The 23,086-nt window shown below is 45.0% G+C and carries 16 protein-coding genes and 1 riboswitch; of the genes, 11 read left to right on the top strand and 5 right to left on the bottom strand.

The window, feature by feature from the left end:
- Window positions 1–115 precede the first annotated feature (115 nt).
- The 6 genes from BM415_RS06000 to BM415_RS05975 all read left to right on the top strand — a co-directional run bounded on the left by BM415_RS06000 (window position 116) and on the right by BM415_RS05975 (window position 6,046).
- Window positions 116–865 carry an ABC transporter ATP-binding protein gene (locus tag BM415_RS06000; protein WP_139236990.1) on the top strand — a complete coding sequence of 250 codons (750 nt, stop codon included), beginning with the start codon at window positions 116–118 and terminating at the stop codon, window positions 863–865.
- Complete coding sequence (locus BM415_RS05995; protein ID WP_139236953.1) at window positions 862–2,805, top strand: ABC transporter permease; 1,944 nt, start codon at window positions 862–864, stop codon at window positions 2,803–2,805. The genes BM415_RS06000 and BM415_RS05995 overlap by 4 nt, the downstream gene beginning before the upstream one ends.
- 50 nt (window positions 2,806–2,855) lie before the next feature.
- Window positions 2,856–3,470, top strand: coding sequence for a DedA family protein (locus BM415_RS05990; RefSeq protein WP_091155664.1), 615 nt, complete (start codon window positions 2,856–2,858; stop codon window positions 3,468–3,470).
- A gap of 42 nt (window positions 3,471–3,512) precedes the next feature.
- A complete protein-coding gene (locus tag BM415_RS05985) occupies window positions 3,513–4,370 on the top strand; it encodes an undecaprenyl-diphosphate phosphatase (RefSeq protein WP_091155663.1) in 858 nt (285 codons plus the stop codon).
- Between the two features lie 381 nt (window positions 4,371–4,751).
- Entirely contained in the window at window positions 4,752–5,477 is a 726-nt protein-coding gene (locus BM415_RS05980; RefSeq protein ID WP_091155660.1) for a DUF3153 domain-containing protein, read from the top strand.
- Between the two features lie 197 nt (window positions 5,478–5,674).
- Entirely contained in the window at window positions 5,675–6,046 is a 372-nt protein-coding gene (locus tag BM415_RS05975; RefSeq protein WP_091155658.1) for a hypothetical protein, read from the top strand.
- Between the two features lie 175 nt (window positions 6,047–6,221).
- Here BM415_RS05975 and BM415_RS05970 read toward each other — a convergent pair whose 3' ends face one another.
- Window positions 6,222–6,995: a GTP pyrophosphokinase gene (locus BM415_RS05970; protein ID WP_091155656.1), complete on the bottom strand. Its 774-nt coding sequence runs from the start codon at window positions 6,993–6,995 to the stop codon at window positions 6,222–6,224.
- 199 nt (window positions 6,996–7,194) lie between these two features.
- Between BM415_RS05970 and BM415_RS05965 the strand changes: the two genes are divergently transcribed.
- The 3 genes from BM415_RS05965 to BM415_RS05955 all read left to right on the top strand — a co-directional run bounded on the left by BM415_RS05965 (window position 7,195) and on the right by BM415_RS05955 (window position 16,592).
- Window positions 7,195–13,947, top strand: a complete 6,753-nt coding sequence (locus tag BM415_RS05965; protein ID WP_244533159.1) for a hypothetical protein — start codon at window positions 7,195–7,197, stop codon at window positions 13,945–13,947.
- Window positions 13,944–15,638, top strand: coding sequence for a DUF11 domain-containing protein (locus BM415_RS05960; protein WP_091155654.1), 1,695 nt, complete (start codon window positions 13,944–13,946; stop codon window positions 15,636–15,638). Before BM415_RS05965 ends, BM415_RS05960 begins: the two co-directional genes overlap by 4 nt.
- Window positions 15,639–15,986: 348 nt before the next feature.
- Window positions 15,987–16,124, top strand: a riboswitch (cyclic di-AMP (ydaO/yuaA leader).
- Window positions 16,125–16,130: 6 nt separating this feature from the next.
- Window positions 16,131–16,592 (top strand): C40 family peptidase, encoded by a 462-nt coding sequence (locus BM415_RS05955; RefSeq protein WP_091155651.1) that lies wholly within the window; start codon window positions 16,131–16,133, stop codon window positions 16,590–16,592.
- 121 nt (window positions 16,593–16,713) lie between these two features.
- Here BM415_RS05955 and glgD read toward each other — a convergent pair whose 3' ends face one another.
- The gene (glgD, locus tag BM415_RS05950; RefSeq protein WP_091155648.1) at window positions 16,714–17,814 is read right to left on the bottom strand and encodes a glucose-1-phosphate adenylyltransferase subunit GlgD; all 1,101 of its coding nucleotides are present in this window, start codon (window positions 17,812–17,814) and stop codon (window positions 16,714–16,716) included.
- A gap of 20 nt (window positions 17,815–17,834) precedes the next feature.
- Window positions 17,835–18,977, bottom strand: coding sequence for a glucose-1-phosphate adenylyltransferase (locus BM415_RS05945; RefSeq protein ID WP_091155646.1), 1,143 nt, complete (start codon window positions 18,975–18,977; stop codon window positions 17,835–17,837).
- Between the two features lie 472 nt (window positions 18,978–19,449).
- Between BM415_RS05945 and BM415_RS05940 the strand changes: the two genes are divergently transcribed.
- Window positions 19,450–19,668: a cation:proton antiporter regulatory subunit gene (locus tag BM415_RS05940; RefSeq protein WP_047910171.1), complete on the top strand. Its 219-nt coding sequence runs from the start codon at window positions 19,450–19,452 to the stop codon at window positions 19,666–19,668.
- Between the two features lie 84 nt (window positions 19,669–19,752).
- On the opposite strand, the gene BM415_RS05935 is transcribed toward BM415_RS05940, so the two are convergent.
- Window positions 19,753–20,487 (bottom strand): DUF1836 domain-containing protein, encoded by a 735-nt coding sequence (locus tag BM415_RS05935; RefSeq protein WP_091155644.1) that lies wholly within the window; start codon window positions 20,485–20,487, stop codon window positions 19,753–19,755.
- A 258-nt stretch (window positions 20,488–20,745) separates the two neighbouring features.
- On the opposite strand from BM415_RS05935, the gene BM415_RS05930 reads away from it, so the two are divergent.
- On the top strand, window positions 20,746–22,074 hold the full coding sequence (locus tag BM415_RS05930) for a hemolysin family protein (protein ID WP_170862381.1): 1,329 nt from the start codon (window positions 20,746–20,748) through the stop codon (window positions 22,072–22,074).
- A gap of 73 nt (window positions 22,075–22,147) precedes the next feature.
- Here BM415_RS05930 and BM415_RS05925 read toward each other — a convergent pair whose 3' ends face one another.
- Entirely contained in the window at window positions 22,148–22,996 is an 849-nt protein-coding gene (locus BM415_RS05925) for a formylglycine-generating enzyme family protein (protein ID WP_244533258.1), read from the bottom strand.
- Window positions 22,997–23,086: the final 90 nt, after the last annotated feature.

The raw sequence follows: 23,086 nt of genomic DNA, 5'->3' as shown, positions 1-23,086 counted from the left end.
TATTTGATTGTCTTACAAATCTGTAAGCTAACTGTAAGCCAGCATACTAGCCATCTCCTGGGGCGGTTCATTATAATGAGGACAATGACATAGAGAAAGAGAGGTGACCGTGACCGTGCCGCTGCTGGAAGTACAGAACGTGTCCAAAATATATGACGGATACTCACAGAATAAAGCACTGGACAATGTTCGGTTTCAAGTAAGAGATGAGGAGTTCGTTGGCATTATGGGACCATCGGGCAGTGGCAAAACGACGCTGCTGAATGCCATAGCGACGATCGATCCTCCCTCTTCCGGAGAAATTCGGATCAGCGGTCACAATGCATATCAAATGACAGCCGAGGAAATGGCGCTGTTTCGCAGACGCAGACTCGGCTTCGTATTTCAGGACTTTAACCTCATAGAGTCATTAACCGTAGAAGAGAATATATTGCTTCCATTGACTTTTGACAATGTGCCGCAGGACGAAATGCACAGAAGACTTAACCATGTGATGTCTAGACTTGGCATCGAGTCCATACGAAATCGAATGATTCATGAAATTTCAGGAGGTCAGAAGCAGAAGACTGCCATCGGAAGAGCGATTATTCATGAGCCTGCCGTCGTTCTGGCTGATGAACCCACCGGAAATCTGGATTCCAAATCAGGCAGAGACGTGATGAATCTATTGAAGCTGCTGCATGAACAGGAGCAGTCTACAATTCTCATGGTGACGCATGATGCATATGCTGCAAGCTACTGTGAGCGTGTCATTTTTATTAAGGATGGGAAGCTGTATAACGAAATTTACAGAGGAGACAACCGCCAGGCTTTTTTTCAAAAGATTATGGATATGCTGGCACTGCTCGGTGGAGACCGCCCATGACTGTAAGACAGCTTGCCTTGAGGAACGTGATCCGGGGCATCAGAACGTATGCGGCCTATTTTTTATGCAGTTCGTTCTCGGTCATGGTTTTTTTTGTAAATGCGATGCTCATTTTTCATCCGGATATCCGAAATGGACTCAGCTCGGAAACGGCCATACAAGCGTTTGTTGTCGCTGAATGCATGATCTTTGTGTTCTCCTTTCTGTTTGTGCTGTACTCCGTCAGCTCTTTTCTTACCTCGCGAAAAAGGGAGTTTGGCATATTCATGATGCACGGCATGACGCTGGCCCAGCTTGGCAAGATGATATTCCTGGAAAACATGATTATTGGAGTGTTATCCATTATATTCGGGACTTTTGCAGGAACATTGTTTGCCAAGCTGTTCTTTATGGCCAGTGCCAAAGCGCTTGAGATTGCTTCACTGCCTTTTTATCTGTCGCCGTCCTCACTGCTGCTTACTATTGGAGCATTTGTGCTGCTATTTTTACTCATATCGGCATACACATCTAGAATGGTAAGGACAAGCAAACTGATTGAGCTGTTCCAAGCTATGCCTAAGAGGGAGAAGGCACCGCACGCCTCCCCTGTTCTATCCGCTCTGTCACTCGCATTGCTGCTCATCGGGTACGTATTCGCAGTCACAGCCGACACGTATACGATCTATGACAGAGTTGTACCCGTCGTACTTATCACGACAGCAGGAACTTACCTGCTATACTCGCAGCTTGGGGTGTACTGTCTCCAGTATTTCCGGCAAAAACGCGGCAGAAAAATGAATGGCAGGCATCTGTTGACCTTGATCGGGCTATCTTCCCGGTTAAAGGAGCATTCGCGCATGTTTTTTACAGTGACCATGATATCGACGATTTCCTTCTGCTCGCTTGGCGTATTTGCTTCCATTAATATCGTGTCAGGACTGTTCGAAGAGGATTACCCTGCTGCTGTCGGATATGTGTCCAAGACAGGCAATCCTTATCGGGAGGAGCATCTGGCTGATATCAGAGCAGAGCTGACAGAGAGAAAGCTCGTCTATACTGAGGATCAAATCAAGATCAAATATGCTTCTGCTCAGCCGAGCTCTGAGCATGTTGACATCGTTAGAAATGAACTTCCTGTCATTTCATTCTCAGATTACAAGCAGGCTGTACTGCAGGCCGGATTTAGGATGACAGAGCAAGGCCCGGGCTACAATGAGGCCATTCTTATGATCAGCTCACAGAATGACCGAAGTAAAACAAGATATTTGAACCAAAGAAAGTACACGCTGAAGGAGCCTCAGATCACTATTACAGAGATAGGATTCACGGATCATGTCATTATCCCCGATAATTTACTGGATGATTTTGACGAGAGCTTCGAAGCCGTCATTATACATGATGAGCTCTATCAACAAATCAAGCAGCCTGCGAGACAAGATGTTTATACTGGCTTTTATTTGGACGATTTTACTCAAACGGCCTTTATCGCTAGTGAATTAGCAGATCATGGACGTACTCGTTACGATGCTCATAAGCCATACTCCATCTCGGTCAGTGGAACCTTGTATATCTTGAGAGAAAGTATGTATCGGATCCTGCTGTTTATTGCCATGCTCCTTGCCGCCGTGTTCTTCATCGCTGCTGGCAGCTTTCTATACTTCAGGCTGTATGCTGATCTGGATCGAGATCGCAAGCAATACCTGATACTGATGAAGCTGGGCTTAACTGACAAAGAATTCAAACGAATGGTGACCGGGCAGCTGGCGATGATGTTCTTCTTGCCTACGATCGTAGCGGTCATTCATAGCATTTTTGCGTTCATTGCATTGCAGAGCTTGTTCTACTTGTCCATTGCAACTAAAATGGGAGTTGTGCTTTTTAGCTTTATGCTCGCTCAGGTGTTATACTTTTTCTTTATTAGGTTTCATTATTTAAGAAACTTAAAGAAAACACTCCTCTAATGAATGAGGGATATAACTAGAAAATTCATAGGATTTACAGGAGGTATATCTTGCAAAACTGGATTACTGATTTTATGGAGCAGTTTGGCTATATCGGCATTGCTCTTATCATTGCTCTTGAAAATGTGTTTCCACCGATTCCTTCGGAAATCGTACTTCCTTTTGGCGGCTTCATGACCACTTATACGGCACTTACCGTCCCAGGAGTCATCATCGCAGCCACCATCGGTTCTGTTGCAGGTGCCATCATTCTATATGGAATTGGACTGCTTCTCGATGTTGAACGTCTGGAGAAGATCGTTGACCGCTGGGGCCATATCTTACGCGTCAAAAAAGAAGACATCCGTAAAGCCGATGCCTGGTTTGACAAATACGGCTACTGGACCGTTCTCTTCTGCCGAATGATTCCGTTGATCCGAAGCCTGATTTCAATTCCTGCCGGCATGTCAAACATGAAATTCGGACTATTTCTATTGTTTACGACGATAGGTACAGTCATTTGGAATACCATTCTTGTAATGATCGGTGCGGCGCTTGGAGAGAATTGGCACTCGATTACCGAATTTATGGATGTGTACTCCAATATTGCGTACGCCGTTATTGCTGTGGCCGGTATTGCTTTTTTGATCTGGTTCTTCCGCCGCAACAAAAAACGTGCTAAATAATGCTAAGCTGTTACCAGATGTTAAAGGAGAAGTGAGTAATTCATGGAATTTGATTTTATTAATTTACTTAAATCGATCATTCTTGGGATCGTGGAGGGCTTAACGGAGTTTGCTCCGGTATCCTCAACAGGTCATATGATCATCGTAGATGATATGTGGCTGAACTCCAAAGAGTTCTTGACTCAATATGTTGCAAATACGTTCAAGGTAGTTATACAGCTTGGCTCGATACTTGCCGTTGTTGTCGTCTTCAAAGACCGATTTATTAATTTGCTCGGGCTTGATCGATTGCGGGACAAGAGCAAAGCTGCCGCTGTACCTGCCTCTGGAACGAATCGTTTGAAGCTGATGCAAGTCATTGTGGGCTTGATTCCTGCAGGTGTGCTTGGTCTCTTGTTCGAAGATTTTATTGATGAGCATCTATTCTCGGTAAATACGGTACTTATCGGGCTCGTTATTGGTGCTTTCTTCATGATCGCAGCAGATCTCTTCGCTCCGAAGACACCAAGAGTAGAGACTGTAGATCAGATGAGCTACAAGCAGGCTCTATCTATCGGACTTATTCAATGCTTGTCCTTGTGGCCAGGCTTCTCCAGATCTGGTTCGACGATCTCAGGTGGTGTACTTCTAGGTATGAGCCATCGCGCTGCATCCGACTTCACCTTCATTATGGCGGTGCCTGTCATGTTCGGTGCGAGCCTCCTGTCCCTAGTGAAGAACTGGGAGTACTTTACGCTTGATGCGTTGCCATACTTTATTGCTGGGTTTGTAGCTGCGTTTATCTTTGCACTTATCTCCATTCGCTTCTTCTTGAAGCTGATAAACCGTGTCAAGCTTGTACCGTTTGCGATCTATCGAATCATTCTCGCGGCAGTCATTTATTTCGTATTTGTGATGTAAATAACAAAAGAGGAGACCTGTATATGAATTAACAGGATCTCCTCTTCTGTTGTTATAAACAAAACAGACCTAACGTTTACTGGAACTCAGCTGAATAATCATCAAGATGAGCACAAGCAGCTGGATGAGCAATTCCGCACTCATGTCAAATCCCCTCCTGCTATCTAATGCTCCTTCAGCCGGTTCCCTCCCACATGATTCCAACTGTGAACTATACGTTTCCCATACTATACGTATGCACAGAGCGGGTCGATTATGACCATCACTTGGCTTAAGCACTTGTAACTCTTATGGAATAAATGTCATACTTGTCCTATTCAATAATTGAGCACTGTCCTTCGTGCACTCCATTTATACAAGTGAAAGGTCGGTTATATTTACATGAATTCTATTAAGCTGAAACATGCAATGGTTCCTCTTCTTCTCCTGACTATAATCCTGCTGCTTACCGCCTGTGCCAAAGGTGAGGCCCATGTAACGGTAAATACAGATGGTACAGCAGACGTGAAATTTAACATTCAAATGAACAATCAAAATCTGGAAATCATCGGTCAGCCAGAGCTGATCGACAAATTAAAGGACACCTTCATAGAGCAGGGATTTGAGACCGAATCGGCAGCAACCGATGATACTCAAGGACTGACGGCTTCGAAGCAGATTGACATGAGTTCAGCAGATCAGAACCCGGAATTACCGGACAGTGTTACTTTTAATCACGATACTGACGATAAGTTCTTCTATACAACCCACCGCATTGTGGCAGATGCAGATTTGATGAGTGCCATCCCAGATAATGATTGGACAGACAGGCTAAATTCCATTCCATCCTTTGTTCGTAATCTGGTGTTCAAAGAGGTGGATCTGGTCTTTAAGCTTACACTGCCAATTAAGCCGGAATCCAGTAATGCCAATCAGACGAGCGAGGATAACAAAACGATGACGTGGAACATCAACCCGTTATCGAACAACCACTTGGAGCTTACCGTTAACGTGCCTAATATTCAAAATATTCTTATGGTTTCCATTGCCCTCCTAGCCGTCATCGTTATAGTTATCATTATCTTGGTCAGAAAAAGAATGAAAAAGAAAAGAACCCCTAGTGAGTGAAGCCACTGAAAAGGCCTTATTGCGTCTCTAAGAGACATGTTTCTTTTTTTGAGAAGCATGTCTCTTTTTGTTATCCCCTATTCTTTTAATAAAGATAAAGACGATCATCCAATCCTTCATCCACGCCTAAGCATACTCTATCGTATGTATATATGCTGCCACAGGCAGTGTGTCGTACAACAAAGGAGGAAATGCCTATGGCTAAACCTGTCTCTATTTCTCAAAAATACCCTCGCTTGACGGTATATAGCGAAGAAAATTTCAGGGGATTTCGAAGAGTATACCGTGGAAATCTCGGCATGCCTGATTTAGACGTCATACTGACAGGAATTGAAAGCCTGAAATTTTTCTCTACTAATCCGAACGCCACACTCGTACTGTTTAATCGTTCCCGCTTTCGAGACAATTTTGTTGTATTGCGTGGCAATCGCAGCATTCGCGAACTAGATGACTTTTTGCGCAGAGGTGATGTGGAGTCCCTGATCGCATCCAATCAGCGGTTAACCCTGGCACAGATTCGTGAAATAAAACGAACCGGAGAATTACCTCCTGGCTACCGCACAATCTAGCTCTACTAGATAGATACCTCTTAATTTAATATATCGATAATGTGAAATATTGAAGTTAGAGAAAGACGAGTTCCATTCTAAATAAACAGAATGGAACTCGTCTTTTTGATAATAGTTCATGCTATTACTAAGTAAGGCCAGTTTTTCAGTTCAGTCGCTTCAATTATAACTTTAATTATTTATTATCTTTATCATTGTCGGATATGAATCGATCCGCAGCCTGATCAATAATCTCCATAAAGGCGTTCGGCAGCATGAATTGCTGATCCCGGATAATAATCTTTCGCGGGTCCTCCTCTTCTGCCTGCAGATCCTTAATCTCCTGTATTTCATGATGCAATCTCTCCATCTTATGATCCAGATGATTTGCTGCATCAGCCGCGCTCTTGAGCTCTCTAAGCATATGCTCAGGAACATCCTTGTTATATTTGTAGAAAATCTTGTGCTCCAGGCTAGCCCAGAAATCCATCGCAATCGTTCGAATCTGAACTTCGACGCAGACGTTCTCTGTCCCATCCGACAGAAATACCGGCACTTCAATGATCAGGTGCAGACTCTTATAGCCATTCGGCTTTGGATTCGCGATATAATCCTTAACATCCAGCACTTTAATGTCACTTTGCTTCTGAAGCATATCACTGACTTTATATATGTCGGATATAAAAGAACAAGTAATTCTGAGACCTGCTATATCCTTGATATGCTCTTTAATATTGCCTAGGGAAATGGGATATCCTTTGCGATACAATTTCTTCAGAATGCTCTCAGGAGATTTCAATCTGGACTTCGTGTGTTCAATAGGGCTGTAATCATGAAAGGCTTCGAATTCTTCTTTTAGAATATCGATCTTGGTCTCAATCTCATCCAGGGCAAATTTGTATACCATTACGAAACGGGTGATTTCATGCTTGATTCTCTTCATCTGGTCTAGCTGACTCATTTGATTCATGTATATTTCTTCCTTCCTCACTCCAGGTGATCCTACAGAAAATAACTTGATTAATACTCACTCTTTTCCTCATTTCATTGTACACGATATGGACTCCCCATTTCAAAACAGTCAGCTTGTGGAAAAAAAGAACAAATTTACAGGATCTCAGGCATAAGCTGATACAAATGATAAGACATCATGATGAAATAGCGTTCAGTTGTTCATTCATTTACAAAATTTAATCTATATTTTCAAGGGGGCGAATCCAATTCCTCTTGTTTTACGTGCAACGTACAATGCAACAGGCGCAATAACCTTTACCGGGAATACACTTGGCCTAAGCCGTTCCAACACGGAGGGTGTACCTGGTACCTTGGACAGCATAGGCGCTTTTATTACAACGAACTCGGCAGTCAGATTCGGTACATACCCGTTAGGCACTACAAGCTCATACCAAAGCAACAATTCATCAGCCGTACTGGTACTTCCCTCTGGAAGTACAGTACTATATGCCGAGCTCATATGGGGCGGCTCCTACATCAACGGCAATGTCAATCTAAGTTCAGCGATCAACAATCCGGTAAGCTTCACAACTCCTGCAGGCACCAGCAGTGTGACGCCTGATCCAACAACCTATAATGCCTTCGATCTAGGTAACGGAGCACAGGCTTATGTAAGATCAGCCAATGTCACTCCCCTCGTTCAGCAAGGCGGAGCAGGGACTTATATTACCGGCGGAGTCGTGGGAACAATCGTGATTAACAACGATACGACTGCCAATCACGCGGGATGGACACTCGCCGTGATCTATAACAATCCGACACTGCCTTTTCGCAATATGACGCTTCGGGCTGGCGGCCTGCTGGTTAATGCCTCCAATCAATCGACGATTACCGGGTTTGCTACACCTACTTCAGGTGCGCTTGGCGGAAGAGCTCTCTTTAGCGCCCAGGAAGGCGATGCGAACCGCACCGGTGACTCTGCACAGTTCGGACCGACCTCGGCTTCACTAGTTTCTTTATCCGGGCCGAATAACTTTGCGAACAACTTTTTTGCCTCACAAATTAATAATGATGCGGGTCAGTTGAATACGACAGGCAGCTTTGGCACGTCGAATCAAACGAATGGTGCACCAGGGACGAATATCATTGCCGGACGTCAAGGCTGGGATATTACGAATGTAGATATTTCGGCCAGACTCGTCAATAACCAGACCTCAGCCGTACTTAATCTTACAACCTCCGGCGATGTTTATATTGTGAATGCCAATGCACTGCAGATCAACATTAATTCCCCTAATATAACGGTATCCAAAAGCGCAAACGTATCCGGCCTGGTTGTTGGCGATACCGTTATATACACCATCGTTGTTGGAAATACAGGAACGGCAAATGCTGCTAATGTCGTCCTTACCGATGTGCTTCCTGCGGGTCTAACCTTTGTTACGGGAAGCGTTACGGTTGCAGGAACACAGAAACCAACGCTCGATATTCGCTCAGGCGTGCCGATCGGCACATTGAATCTCTCAAGCAGCGTGACAATCACGTATCGTGCCACAGTAACGTCCATCCCGAGCCCACAGCAAGTAGTAAACACCGCGAATGCCGCCTTTACGTTCCAAAGCATTGCGGGTGGGAGCACGATTACCGGCGTTATTCCGTCCAACGCTGTAACACTGCCGGTGTATGCCCCCATCTTTAATCTGGCTAAATCGTCGAACATCGCAAATGCAACCGTTGGGGACACCCTTACTTACTCTGTTGCGGTTACGAATTCAGGCAATATCGGTGCGACCACAACATTTACAGACAATATTCCAGCAGGCACCAGCTATGTGCCGGGAAGCTTCCAGGTGAATGGCATTGCTATCTCCGGTGCAAACCCTGCAACAGGAGTTAATATCGGGGTTGTTGCTGCAGGCAGCACCTCACAGGTCACATTCCAAGTCGTTGTCAATTCTCTGCCTTCCCCGCCGACGCTTAACAATCTAGCCTCTGTTTCCTACACCTATCAACCGCCGGACGGCAGAGTGCTTAGCGGGTCAGCAGTATCAAACACCATATCTACACCTGTATCTTTGCCTAACGTAGTCATCAGCAAGACAGCGAATCTGACGGATGCTGCAGTTGGTGAAGTGCTCACATATACAACGGTTATCGCGAATAATGGCACTACAGTCTTGGGAAGCATCGTATTTACGGATGCTATTCCAACCGGAACTTCTCTTGTACCCGGAAGCGTTACAGTAAATGGTGTAGCTCGTAATAATGCGAATCCCGGAAATGGTATTTCACTGCCGAGCATTGCAGGAGGAAGTTCATCGACAGTAACTTTTCAGGTGCTCATTCAGTCTGTTCCTACCAGCGGGCAAGTCCTCAATCAGGCAAGTGTCGCATACCGTTCAGGGACTTTAACTGGTCTTGGAGTCTCAAATGCGGTATCTACGCCTGTATATCAACCGATCATCAGCGCAGTGAAAGCATTGAATGACAATTATGCAACGATCGGCGACACCATTACCGTAAACATCAGCCTGCAAAATACAGGTAACATCGGTACACAAGTATCGGTCACTGACCCTATACCTCCCGGTACCTTATTTGTCCCAGGCAGTGTCACGGTAGGGGGCGCCAGTATGCCTGGGGCCGATCCGGTAACAGGTATATTTATAGGAACACTGGCAGCAGGCAGCAACAATACCATTACCTTTCAGCTTCAGGTTGCCTCACTACCTACACCGCCTTCCATTTCAAATACAGCCTCGGCTAATTACTCTTACGTGCTTCCAAGTGGCCGAACGCTGACAGGCTCAAGTTTGTCCAATACCGTCACTATACCTGTATCGGCTCCAAACGTCACTGTAGATAAAATCGTCAATGCAACAGAAGCTGCCATCGGTGATGTCATCACCTATACCCTTACCGCTTCCAACAATGGCGTAGAGCCGGTCAGCAATGTCATTGTCTCGGATACCATCCCGCAGGGAACTGTGTTTGTACCGGGTTCAGTGAGAATTAACGGAGTAGTGTCTCAAGCTTCCAATCCTTCTGCCGGAGTTGCCATCGGCTCCGTACCCGGTCAGTCCTCTGTCCTGGTCAGCTTCCAACTGCAGGTTGCTGCACTTAACGAATCGGGACTTGTCGCGAATCAGGCGAGTGTCGCCTTTACCAGCGGTACATTCACGGGGGCATCTGTTTCCAATACCGTCGTCTTACCGGTTTATAATGCAGATATTTCAATAGCCAAGTCTGCCAGCCTGTCCACTGTGACTGTAGGGCAGACCTTAACTTATACATTCATTCTGTCCAATAGAGGTAATACTCCATCGTTTGCGACGCTCTTCGATGAGCTTCCACCTGAAGTCGTATTTGATACGAACAGCGTCGTTATTGACGGTCAGCCAACACCTGGTGCAGACCCGGAAACAGGAATCACCATCTCCAGCATCCCTGCTGGCGGAACGACGACAGTCACCTTCATTGCGACCGTCAATGATCTGCCGGCATCACAGCGGGTTATCAATCAGGCCGACGTGAACTACTTCTACCAGACAGGAAGCGGAAGAACACTATCCGGTACAGCTTCATCGAATACGGTTACGGTTAACGTCTCTGCTCCAAATGTAACACTAAGCAAGACTCCCTCCAGAACAACAGCTATTGTGGGAGATTCCATTATCTATACGCTTGTCGTTACAAACAATGGAGGCGCAGCAATCAATAACATCGTGCTCAGCGATATGCTTCCATCCCAAGTTTCCTTCATTCCTGGGAGCGCGACTGTAAATGGAACCCCCCTTCCATCTGCATCTCCGCAATCAGGCATTCCAATCGGCAGCTTGGCTCCTGCAGCCATCGCGACCGTAACTTTTGAGGTGAATGTGACAATGGCAGTGCCTTCAGAGATTAATAACCAATCAACCGTAAGCTTCACATCCGGCGTCTTCTCGGGTACATCGAACTCCAATACATCCACCATTCCTGTCATTCAGCCGCAAATTTCTCTGCAAAAAACAGCAAGTACAAGTAACGCAACAGTAGGTGATACCATTGTGTATACCGTTGTTGTTACCAACGCAGGCAATCTGGCAGCCAATTTGGTTCTTTCCGACACCATTCCGGCAGGAACCACATTTTCGCCTAATAGTGTTATTGTTCAGGGCAGTCCGGTTCCGGGTGTTGTAATCAGTGATGGGGTCAGTATCGGAACCATTGCTGCGGGTCAGAGCATATCCGTTTCTTTTGCCGTCGTGGTTACGTCCCTGCCGTCACCTCAGTTAATTACCAATCAGGCATCCTCTGTCTTTACTTTTACGCCTCCGGATAATCGGACTTTAACCGGTACTGCGGTATCTAATACTGTAAGCTTTCCGGTGTCCTCCCCGGATGTTGAAGTCACAAAGTCCAGCTCACTGGCAGATGCTTCAGTTGGGGATATTATCACCTTTACGGTAACCACCCTTAATCGAGGAATTGCTCCGATCACGAATGTCCTCTTTTCAGATTCTACACCAGGTACGACCTTCATTCCGGGCAGTGTGACGATTAACGGCATTCCTGATCCTACCGCATTTCCTTCGGGGGGAATTAATCTGGGCACCATTACACCTGGAACCTCTACTACGGTCACCTACAACGTGAGTGTTGACACTGTGCCAAGTCCTCCACAAATCACGAATCAGGCAGCAGTCACTTATTCTTCTGGCGCATTTACAGGTACCACATATTCCAACACTCCGATCATCCCGGTATATGAGCCTGTGCTTAGCGCTGTCAAATCAGGAAGCAGCATCAATGCGACCGTCGGAGACACCATAACCTACACCATCAGTGTAGCGAATTCAGGCAACTATGCTGCATCATTCACATTAACCGATCCGATCCCGGCGGGGACGTCTCTGGTCGCTAACAGTGTATTGATTAACGGTCTGCCCGCTCCAGGAGCCGATCCGGCAGTAGGCATTCCGAGTGGAGTCGTGGCTCCCGGCACTTCTACAACCATTATGTTCTCGGTCGTTATCGACACACTGCCGAATCCGCAAATTCTGTCAAACCAATCCTTTATTGCGTATGCTTACACCCTGCCTTCCGGCCGAACCTTAAGTGACAGCACCGTGTCCAACATCTCTGTCATAACGGTGTCCGCTCCCAATGTGGCGGTAGTAAAAATATCTGCGCTGACGGCGCTATCCGTGGGGGATGTAAATACTTACAGTGTTAACGTCACGAATAACGGCATTGCAGCGATAAATAACGTAATTTTGAGCGACCCGTTGCCTTCATTTACAACCTTTGTTCCCGGAAGTGTAACCGTGGATGCAGCACCTATTCCCACAGCCAATCCTTCTACCGGCATTAACATTGGAAGCATTCCGCCAGGGGCCAGCGTCAATGTTACTTTTCAGGTACAGGTAAACGCTCTGCCTCCTACAACACCTGCAGAGGTTACAAACCGGACGACGGTTACCTTTACTTCCGGTACTTTCTCGGGGAGCGCCTTCTCCAATACCGTTACGACTCCTGTATTTCAACCGATTTTGACTGCAGTAAAGTCAGCGAACACGGTTAATGCGACAGTGGGAGATACTGTCGTTTATAGCATCGAATACTCGAATACCGGCAATTATGGGGCAAATGTCATCCTTACGGATAATATTCCTGCCGGAACAACACTCGTTCCTAACAGTGTCATTGTAAATGGATCACCTGTAGCAGGTGCAAATCCTGCAGCAGGGATTGACCTCGGGGTCATCTCCACAACAGCAACTGTCCTCTTCTCTGTAACTGTAGACAGCCTGCCTGTAAGTCAGCAGCTATCCAACCAGGCGAATTCAACCTTTACCTATACATTGCCGGATGGCCGTACGTTAAATGGCTCCTTTACTTCGAACCTGCTGCAAATTCAGGTCTCTTCGCCGAACGTCTCATTAGTTAAGAGTGTCTCTGCTCCTACTGCAGTGGTAGGTGACACACTAACGTACAGCGTTCTGGTTACCAATAACGGTATAACCAACGTCACCAACGCTGTTCTATCTGATGTTCTTCCTTCCCAGAGCAGCTTTGTTCCCGGCAGTGTGACGATTAATGGTGTTACCCAGCCTAATGCGAATCCTGCAGGAGGAATCAGCATCGGAACACTTGCGCCCGGAGCATCAGCAACGGTTACCTTTGCAGTCAGTATCAATGCACTGCCTCCTGCACCGTATATCATTAGTAATCAATCATCGATCAGCTATACAACAGGGACCTTTACCGGTGCTTCTTATTCCAATACGGTGTCTACTGCCATCTATCAGCCGATCTTTAATCTTGTCAAAACGGCAAGCTCATCCAACGCCACCGTTGGTGATACGATCGTGTATTTCCTTAGCTTGACGAACAACGGCAACTTGCCAGCAGATATCGTCTTGTTTGATGACATTCCTACCGGTGCGGTACTCGTTCCAAACAGCGTACTCATTAACGGAGTTCCTCAGCCGGGAGTCAATCCAGAAACGGGCATACCGGTTGGTGTGGTGCAGCCTGGAAATAGCGTTTCAATTACCGTAACATTTCAAGTCGTTGTGGATATTCTGCCGAATCCCCAGCAGTTAGTGAATCAGGCCACCGGTAACTATACTTACTCTCCGCCAGATGGACGTGTATTATCGGGAACAGTCAGCTCCAATGTGCTGGTAATTCCGGTATCTTCGCCAGAAGTCTCTGTGGTAAAGAGCTCACCTGCTATTGATGCTGTCGTCGGAGATATCATCACGTATACTGTCGTTATCACCAACAACGGAATTACTGAAGTGAACAATGTCATCATGGTTGACCCTGTACCTGCAGGTACTGTTTTTGTCACCGGCAGTGTTACCGTAGACGGTGCGCCAAGACCTTCGGCAAATCCGAATTCAGGCATAAATGTAGGGACCATTGAAGAAGGTAGCTCTGTCACCGTCACATTCCAGGTGCAGGTTGTCATGATATGAGCCTTGATCCTAATCAGGAACGCCGTCTTCAGAACCAAACGTCAGTTACCTTTATATCAGGAGCTTCGGATGGAGTCGCTTATTCCAATTTGGTGAGCATTCCACTAACGGGCCCGGTAATTACACTCGAGAAATCGGCTTCGGTTACGCAAGCAGGACTGGGCAGCATCATCACTTATGAGCTGAATATTTCTAACACTGGAAATGCAGATGCAGAGGTGATTGTGCGGGATGCGATCCCGGAGAACCTGCAATTTATTGCTAACAGCGTCCTTATAAATGGGCAGCCTCTTCCGGGGGCAGACATAACCTCAGGTTTAAATATAGGCATCGTTGCCAGCAAGTCTGCCACGAATATCCGTTTTCAGACAATCGTCACGAGCCTCCCGCCTTCTAACGAGCTCTACAATGTGGCAAGCGCAGTGTATACTTTTCAAACGTTGGATGGTCGAATAATTAGGAGGGATATTACTTCAAACGGTGTACGAATCTCACTTGCGAATGCGCAGCTCATCATATCTCAGCGAGCAAACACTATGCAAACCTTTGTTGGAGATGTCATTACATTTACAATAACGATTCAAAATACGGGCACTGTACCAGTGGTCAATGCGAGATTAAGCGTATTGCTCTCTGCAGGGATGAGCTTTGTGCCGGGGAGTGTGGTGCTTAACGGTATCATCTCTCCGGGTCTAGATCCTGTTCAAGGCTTTATACTTCCGGTCATTAACCCCGGGGAAATTATACAGCTGACATACCAGGTACGTGTGCTGAGCATTAGTAGTCCCTTATCCAGTGAAGTACTCGTATCTTACACCTCTGACGGGGTGCTTGTTCAGACTGGTTCCAATGAAGTTGTGCTGTCACCGGTTGATCCTGTTGTGAACATGATCGTAACGGTAATGCCTGAGCAAGTCACCTATGGAGGAGCTGCTCAGTTTACCGCTACGATACTGAATGAAGGAGATCTTCCGATTGAGGCTGTTTACTATATGAATTTTCCACAAGGTCTTATCTTCCAGGATCATTCTGTTCGAATTAACGGGGTTGAAGTTCAAAATGCAAATCCTGTGATCGGTATACGGCTGGGCACTTTGTTTCCACGTTCTAGAACCGTCATCACGTATCGAGCCCTTATATCCTTTACACCATATTCCCGGATATCTCAGATGAATTTGATGAATCAAGCATCCCTTCAGTTTACGTATCGACTGTCAGATAGCAGAACGGTCTCGCTTCGAGAGGAAGCAGAGGTCCAGGTATTATTTCTTGCTCCTGTTATTCAGGCGGTGCTTACCTCATACCCTGCCCGAGTTGAACGGGGTGACGAGGTGACCATTCAGATCTTAATTCGCAATACTGGAAATCTAGCTGCAGCTCTATCGCTGAGAGGCCTTACCCCACCGGGTACCGAGCTTATATCAGGTCACTTGCGCTTACAAGATGGGACGACGAGGGTCTTCTATACACAAGATTTAATAAATGGGATACTCTTCATCGGTGTTCTTGAGCCGGGAGAATATGCTGAAATTGAATATATCGTTCGTGTGAAGATCGACGGACTCTTACCATCCGATTTGTTAAAAGGGTATGTCACTGCATTATTCACCTATTTGTTTGAGAATGAGGAATATACACTGGAAGTCAATTCGAATGAATACATCATCGTAATCGAGCAGCATGATGAATAGGAATAGATATTTCATGATATAAGAATCCCTCTCTCTCTTCCTTCTTAGGAAGAGAGGGAGGGATTTTTAATTCTTAGGATTTATGCAAAATCTTCATTCTACTCAGTTCGACAAAAACTAATTACAAGTTTGTTAGAAATTTATGAACAAATGATCCATTCTACATTTCTTATACCTACGGATTAACGAGTGTTTAAACCGTTATTTTACATAAAAACGAAAAAACTATGCCAAACTTCGGAAAAGAGAGTTGATAAATATACCAGTGAGTGATAAAATCCAAGAATAGATAAAGTAACAATTTCGTAATTATTAATGTCACTTCGTTGTCGAAATCTTTAGGTGAATGACTGATAACTGCCGAATTCTAGCACCAAGAAGCGGGGGACCCGACCATTTTATGGGTGAATTGATCAATATGAAGTGATCATAGGGAACCTTCAACCGAATCCTTAGCTAACCTCGCAGGCATTGGAAGGAGTATTATTTACTTTGAAAAAGACACTAACAGCTGCGGCATTAGGGTTCGCTCTATTATTCTCCGCAGGAGTCACAGAAGCATCGGCTTCCATTCTATCCAAAACAGTTAACAATACGGTAGGCATACCATACCAATATGGCGGTTCGACCCTTTCTGGGTTTGATTGCTCTGGATTTACTCGTTATGTATATAAGCAGCTTGGCGTAAATCTGCCTCATAGCTCCAAACAGCAATTTCATAAAGGACAGGCTATCAAGAAATCTGAGCTTGTAAAGGGAGATCTCGTCTTCTTTAATACTAGTGGATCCGGTGTTTCACATGTAGGAATCTATCTTGGCAATAACCAATTTGTCTCCGCTACTTCTTCCAAAGGGATTGCTATTACGCCTATTAACAAAGGCTATTGGAGCTCCAAGTATTACGGCGCCAAAAGAATGCTTAGCCCGGCCTCTGCTAAAAGAGCTGGATTATAATTACATTACCCGATCTATTATTTCTCAAACAACATAAGCGTATAGCCATGATAGAAGGTCCAGGAATGATTCCTGGACCTTCTGCTGTGTACGCCTGCTCAGCCCGCATGAAGCATAGCGTTTAGATTTGGCTGCTCTTCGCAATCACATAAGGCTTCTTAACATCACCGATCAGCTTGCGATCCACAGATAAGTGTACATCCTTATCCAATATCACGTTCTCAAGCACCGCATTCTCCTCAATTACGCATTTCTGCATAATAATCGAGTTGCGTATTTGCGCCCCGCTATGTATTTTAACTCCTCTGAAAATGATGCTGTTCTCCACGGTTCCTCCAATAACGCATCCGTTCGCAATCAAGGAATTATTGACTTCTGCATGCTCTAAATAACGAGTTGGCGGTTCATACTTAATCTTGGTATGCACCTCATGATATTTAAACAGCTGGTTGTATTGTTCTTGCTGAAGCAGCTCCAGACTATTGCGATAATAGCTGTCTACGGAGTTAATCACGGCATGATATCCGTTATAAGCATAAGCAGCGATTTTGAGATTGGCCAGGTTGTTCTGAATTCCATCTCGAAAGAAATGGTTCTGGCCATGAGCAATACAGTGTTCTATTAATTTCAAGAATAGCTGCTTCTCCACAATAAATGCACCCAAATAGATATTAGGATGTCCACCTTCCCCATGCATCCCTGTGACCCATCCGTTGTCCACATCCATCCGGATGCATGAAGCATGTTCGGGGAGGATTTCATCTACTCTTTTATACAGCAAGGTGATGTCAGCCTGTGTCTCCATATGATTATTAAACATCTCTCTATAATCAGCTGTATAGAGATGCTGGCTGCCGGTATGAATAATATGCGTTCCAGTCCCTCTCATGAAAAAATCACGATTGTTATGAAAATGCTGTAAGTCTCCCTTGGACCTGTCGGTAGGATCATTCCAATCCGGTGGCAATATGAACAATCCTCCATTCTTGCGATCCAAGTCCCATGGCGCTCCTTCCCCTAAATGATCCATTAGGGATCGATATTTTCGGCGGACAAACAACGCGATGTTATGAACTCCAGAATGCATCATGTTGGACAGGACAAAATCGATCAGACGATACCTGCCTGCGAATGGAACGGCTGCGCCGCAGCGAAAATAAGTTAATTCGTTCATCAAATCGAGTTCATGATCCAAGTTCACTACACCCATGAGCTGTTGCATATATCGGCCACCGTCCCTGTTCATATTATTTCAAACGATCTGTAAGCTTCATCTACGAGCAATATTTCATCCTGATCCTCTCCACCGATCGTAGTACCATCTCCGATGATCATATTTTCACTTACGATGGCTTTATGGATCTTGACATTCTTCCCAATCTTCACCTTAGGCATGATTACCGAATCTGTAATTTCGCTTCCCTCTCCAACCTCAACGCCATAAAATAATACAGACCTGTTCACATCCCCGTGAACAACACAGCCTTCATTAACGATACTGCTGCGTACTTGTGCTTCCTTCGAAATGTAACATGCAGGTTCATTGGGATTACGGGAAAATATCCGCCACTTCGGATCATTCAAATTTAAAGGAGGATCGTCTACCAAGAGGTCCATATTGGCCTCCCATAGACTTTGAACGGTACCGACATCTTTCCAATAACCGTCAAAAGGATATGCAAACAGCCTTTTCTCATTGCGGAGCAGAAGAGGAATGATGTCTTTCCCAAAATCATACGTTGAATTCGGGTCCTGCTCGCTTTCGAGCAAATGCTGACGGAGTACAGACCATTTGAACAGGTACACCCCCATGGAAGCAAGCGTACTGCGCGGCATCGCCGGCTTTTCTTCAAATTCAGATATTTCGTAATTATCATTCGTATTTAGTAATCCAAATCGACTTGCATCAGATAATGGGACGTCAATCACGGATATGGTACAATCCGAATCCCTCTCTTTATGGTACTGCAGCATCGCGTCGTAGTTCATCTTGTAGATATGATCGCCTGACAATATCAGAACATGCTCGGGATCAAACTGTTCGACAAAATGGATATTGCGATAAATCGCATCCGCCGTTCCCCGATACCAGCTGTTGCTCCCTTCACGTTCATGCGGAGGAAGGACAAAGACACCTCCTTTACGCCGGTTAAGGTCCCAATCACTGCCTATACCGACATAGGAATGGAGAATCAGCGGCTCATACTGAGTGAGTACACCGACAGTATCAATCCCGGAGTTGGCACAATTACTAAGCGGAAAATCAATAATACGATAGGTTCCTCCAAAATAAACCGCAGGCTTGGCTAAAGTTTTGGTCAGACCTTTCAAACGTTTACCTTGTCCTCCGGCCAGCAACATGGCCACCACTTCTTTTTTATTCATGGAAGAGCCTCCTCAAGATCAGTATGAGTAACTGTAGCTGCTTCTAATGAAGTGAATACGCAGGTATGAAGTTGTAATGTAATGTATGTTTGTTTGTAAAGAAGGTAAGGAACGATGTTAACTCAGAAGAAGTGGTAAATAGCGGTAAGCACTTGATGCATGAGGTTAAACTAAGAGAGTGAAGAATCTTAAGAATATTTACACATCTGATTTAATTTCATAACACATTAATAGGTATTATAAAATTAAATCATTTCTATTTTATTATAAACAATTGCAATAGCTCTTGACAAACAGAGGTTTATGACGTTTTACCCCTAATCTCCTCAGGATATGTCGACTATGGCCATTTTTGTATTTTCACAAAAAATATAATGCATTTGGCTTGCATTACATGTACACAGATAGTAAAATACGGCTTTGAGTGTATGAACTAGAATAAGAATTAAAGCTAAGAAAGGGGATTATTCCCATGGAACTTCTCAAATCTGAATTGCCTGGTGTAGGGATGAAGTATCAATTGGAGACGAAAGCAGGTTCCAATTTCATCATTGTTCATCATGAGGATGGACGACGTGAAATTTACTGTTCCGATCCAGAGGATCATGAGAGCCTCATCTTTATTGCCGAGCTGGAGGATGAGGAGTGTATGTTGCTCTCGAGTATTATTGGCGGATGGAATGAAAGGTAACTAACCAAAAATGAATTACCAAAAAATCAGACAGTCGTGTACAAAAACTAAACTTTTGTACGAGGACTGTCTTTTTTTGTATATTTATAAAAATAAGGTGGCATTCAAATAGCGTCTGGACAGAGAATACAGATAAGTGGTTTGGATCGATAATGTGGCGATGAATAAAATATTTCGCACAATTAGATGCTGCTTCTCAGACAAATGAGTAAACTGGCCCGCCATCTTATTGGCCGCTGAGCGTATTTCTTCCTCCACTGTCTTATCCGTATGGATCGTTTGATCATATTGGCCGTCAAGCTGTTCGAACAGTTCAGCATAGGTACTGTACAATTTCAGTGGACTAACCAGATCGTCATCATCGCGCTCCGGCTGGTTAAATACGCCTTCAAATAAATGACGTATAGACTCAAAATCAAGCACAGATTTAAGATCATCAATGATAAACAATAGTGAGGCTTGATTAATGGAATACTTTTTCCCGATCTTCGGAGATGACAGATATTCTTTAAAGTCCCGTTTCACCCAATTTTGCATGGATGTAATAGAAACGTTGGAATATTCAACAAGCTGACCGAGTGAAGCAATTTCCTGTAATGAGAATCCAGCTGCACGATTGCCCTTGATGAGCTTCTCTAATATAGGCGGTAAAGAAGTCGACAGAAATGCGGGGAGTTTATTGCCATTCTCCACTTCCGACGGATGATGCTTATTCCATGCTTTTTGAAGCATAGCCAGGGGTGTTTCTGTATGTTGTCCTTCGATGGACAGCAGCAATTGTGCCATTTCAGAGCGAGTAAGTGAGAATAACTCTGTCATCTAATGGACCTCCCTTGCGTGTGTTATGAAATTGATTCCGGTACGTTTAAAAATCACATGGAATTATATTACGCCGAACGTATAACCTTGTAAAGAGAGGTCTGGTTAAGGGAATATGGCGTCTAACTTCCTTTTGGGGCCAAATTAACCTCATACGGTCTATTATAAACTCTACAGACCATTGATAATCACAGGATAAGTTCTGTATATTAGTTCATATGAACTCAAATTTATAAAAAAGGATTGTGAAGAACTCTAATGGGTATAGGACTGAATTTATTCTTGTTTGCAATACTCATTGTACTAACCGCATTCTTCGTTGCAACCGAATTTGCGATCATTAAGCTCAGGCCGAGCCGTGTCGACCAGCTGGTGCTTGAAGGACGCAGAGGCGCCCTTGCCGTACAGAAGGTAACGACGAATCTGGATGGTTATTTATCCGCATGTCAGCTAGGCATTACCATTACAGCGTTAGGACTTGGATGGTTAGGTGAACCCACTGTCGCGATTATGATTGAACCGTTGTTTGCACGCCTGGGTGCTCCCGATGAATTAGTTCATCTCTTCTCTTTCATTATTGCATTTGCGATCGTTACATTCCTACATGTCGTTGTAGGTGAACTTGCTCCGAAGACGCTGGCTATTCAAAAAGCCGAAGCAATCACATTTCTAGTTGCAAGACCGATTATGTTGTTCTATAAAATTATGTATCCGTTTATTTGGCTGCTTAACGGCTCGGCTAACAAGCTTGTTCAAATGTTTGGCCTAAAGCCTGTGAAGGAGCACGAGGATGCACACTCGGAAGAAGAGATTCAGATTATATTATCCGAGAGCTACCAAAGCGGTAAAATCAACAATACGGAATATGGATATGTAAACCGTATATTTGCTTTTGACGAGAAGCTTGCCAAAGAGATCATGATTCCTCGTACCGATATGGTTTGCTTGTACACCAACAATACACTCGAAGAGAACATGAGCATCATCCACAGAGAACAATATACGCGCTTTCCTGTTGCTCACCAAGGCAAGGATCAGATCGTAGGGATGATTAATACGAAGCAGCTGTTCCTGAATTATAGAGAGAATGAAACGTTTGATTTGAAGCAGTTTATGCATCCTGTACTGTCTGTCTCAGAAGCAACTCCTGTGAATGAACTATTAAAAAGAATGCAAAAAGAACAGGTGCACCTGGCTGTCATTGTTGATGAATTCGGCGGTACAGCCGGGCTCATCACGATTGAGGACATCCTCGAAGAAATCGTCGGCGAAATTCGTGATGAATTTGACTCCGAGGAGCGTAAGGAAATCGAACAGATCGGAGAAATGCATTATATTGTAGATGGCAAGATTCAATTGGATCAAATTGCTGACCTCACAGGCCTGCACTTCGATCTAGAAACCGCCGATACGATTGGCGGCTGGCTGTTCACCATATTAATGAACCCCAAAGTCGGCCATACCCATTATCACGAAGGAATGGTCTTCACCGTCAAAGAAGTAGGACGCAACCGCGTCAAGAAGGTCGAATTTAAAAAAGCACCCGAGGAGATTGAGCTCGAATTGACCCCTCAGGCGGTAGGCTAGAGAACATTTAACAATATTATAATAATCGAGAATTTCGGCAGCCCTTAAGTATGCTTAGGGCCTGCCGTATTTTTTAGTTTAGGATGACGCGAAAACCCAAATTTCCTGTTGAGCTGTCTGGCGTGTTGCTGCTACGTGCTGCGACTCGGTAGCGGTTACAGTAAGACCGGTGACACAGATAGGAACCGCCGCGCATCGACCTTCTGCCTGTTTCCATTTGATACAGGGGATTGTCGGCTGACGTTTCACGATGATACTCCGGAGTGAACCAATCTGCACACCATTCCCACACATTTCCTGCGACGTTATATAACCCATATCCGTTTGGCTCATAAGAGTCCACAGGAGCAGTGCCAATATAGCCATCACTTGCATTATTTTTGACTGGGAACTTCCCCTGCCATATGTTGCACATATGCCTTCCACCCTGTTTCAGCAAATCACCCCAAGGATATGTCTTCCGCTTCAACCCGCCCCGAGCCGCATACTCCCATTCCGCCTCTGTCGGTAGTCTAGTTCCTGACCAAGCACAATAAGCCATGGCATCATTCCAAGTGATATGTACAACCGGATGATTAAGCCGGTCCACAATGTTTGAATCGGGCCCCTCTGGCCGTTTCCAGTCTGCCCCTTCTACGACATACCACCAAGGCACCTGTTGAGGCGTGCTTCGCACCTGCTGTCTGGTCTCCTCAGAGACAAACAGATGGAATACGTAAGACCAGCCATATCTCTCAGCCTCCGTTACATACCCTGTAGATTCAATAAATTGTCTGAATTGTTCATTCGTAACGGTAAAGGCTGACATACGAAAGGAATCGACGTACACCTCTCGAACAGGCCCTTCACCATCACTTGGAAAACCTTCTGACGTGTCCGATCCCATAACAAAAGAGCCTGCCGGAATATCAGTCCAATTCATATGAATTATGGCTGAAGAGGGCTTATCAGTCTTCTGTTTATATTGAACTTGAATATCTACCTCACTATGCACCGAGTGTGAAGAACTACT

The organism is Paenibacillus sp. 453mf (assembly GCF_900116105.1).
Taxonomy (GTDB): domain Bacteria; phylum Bacillota; class Bacilli; order Paenibacillales; family Paenibacillaceae; genus Paenibacillus; species Paenibacillus provencensis.
This window is presented reverse-complemented; position numbering and strand designations above follow the sequence as displayed.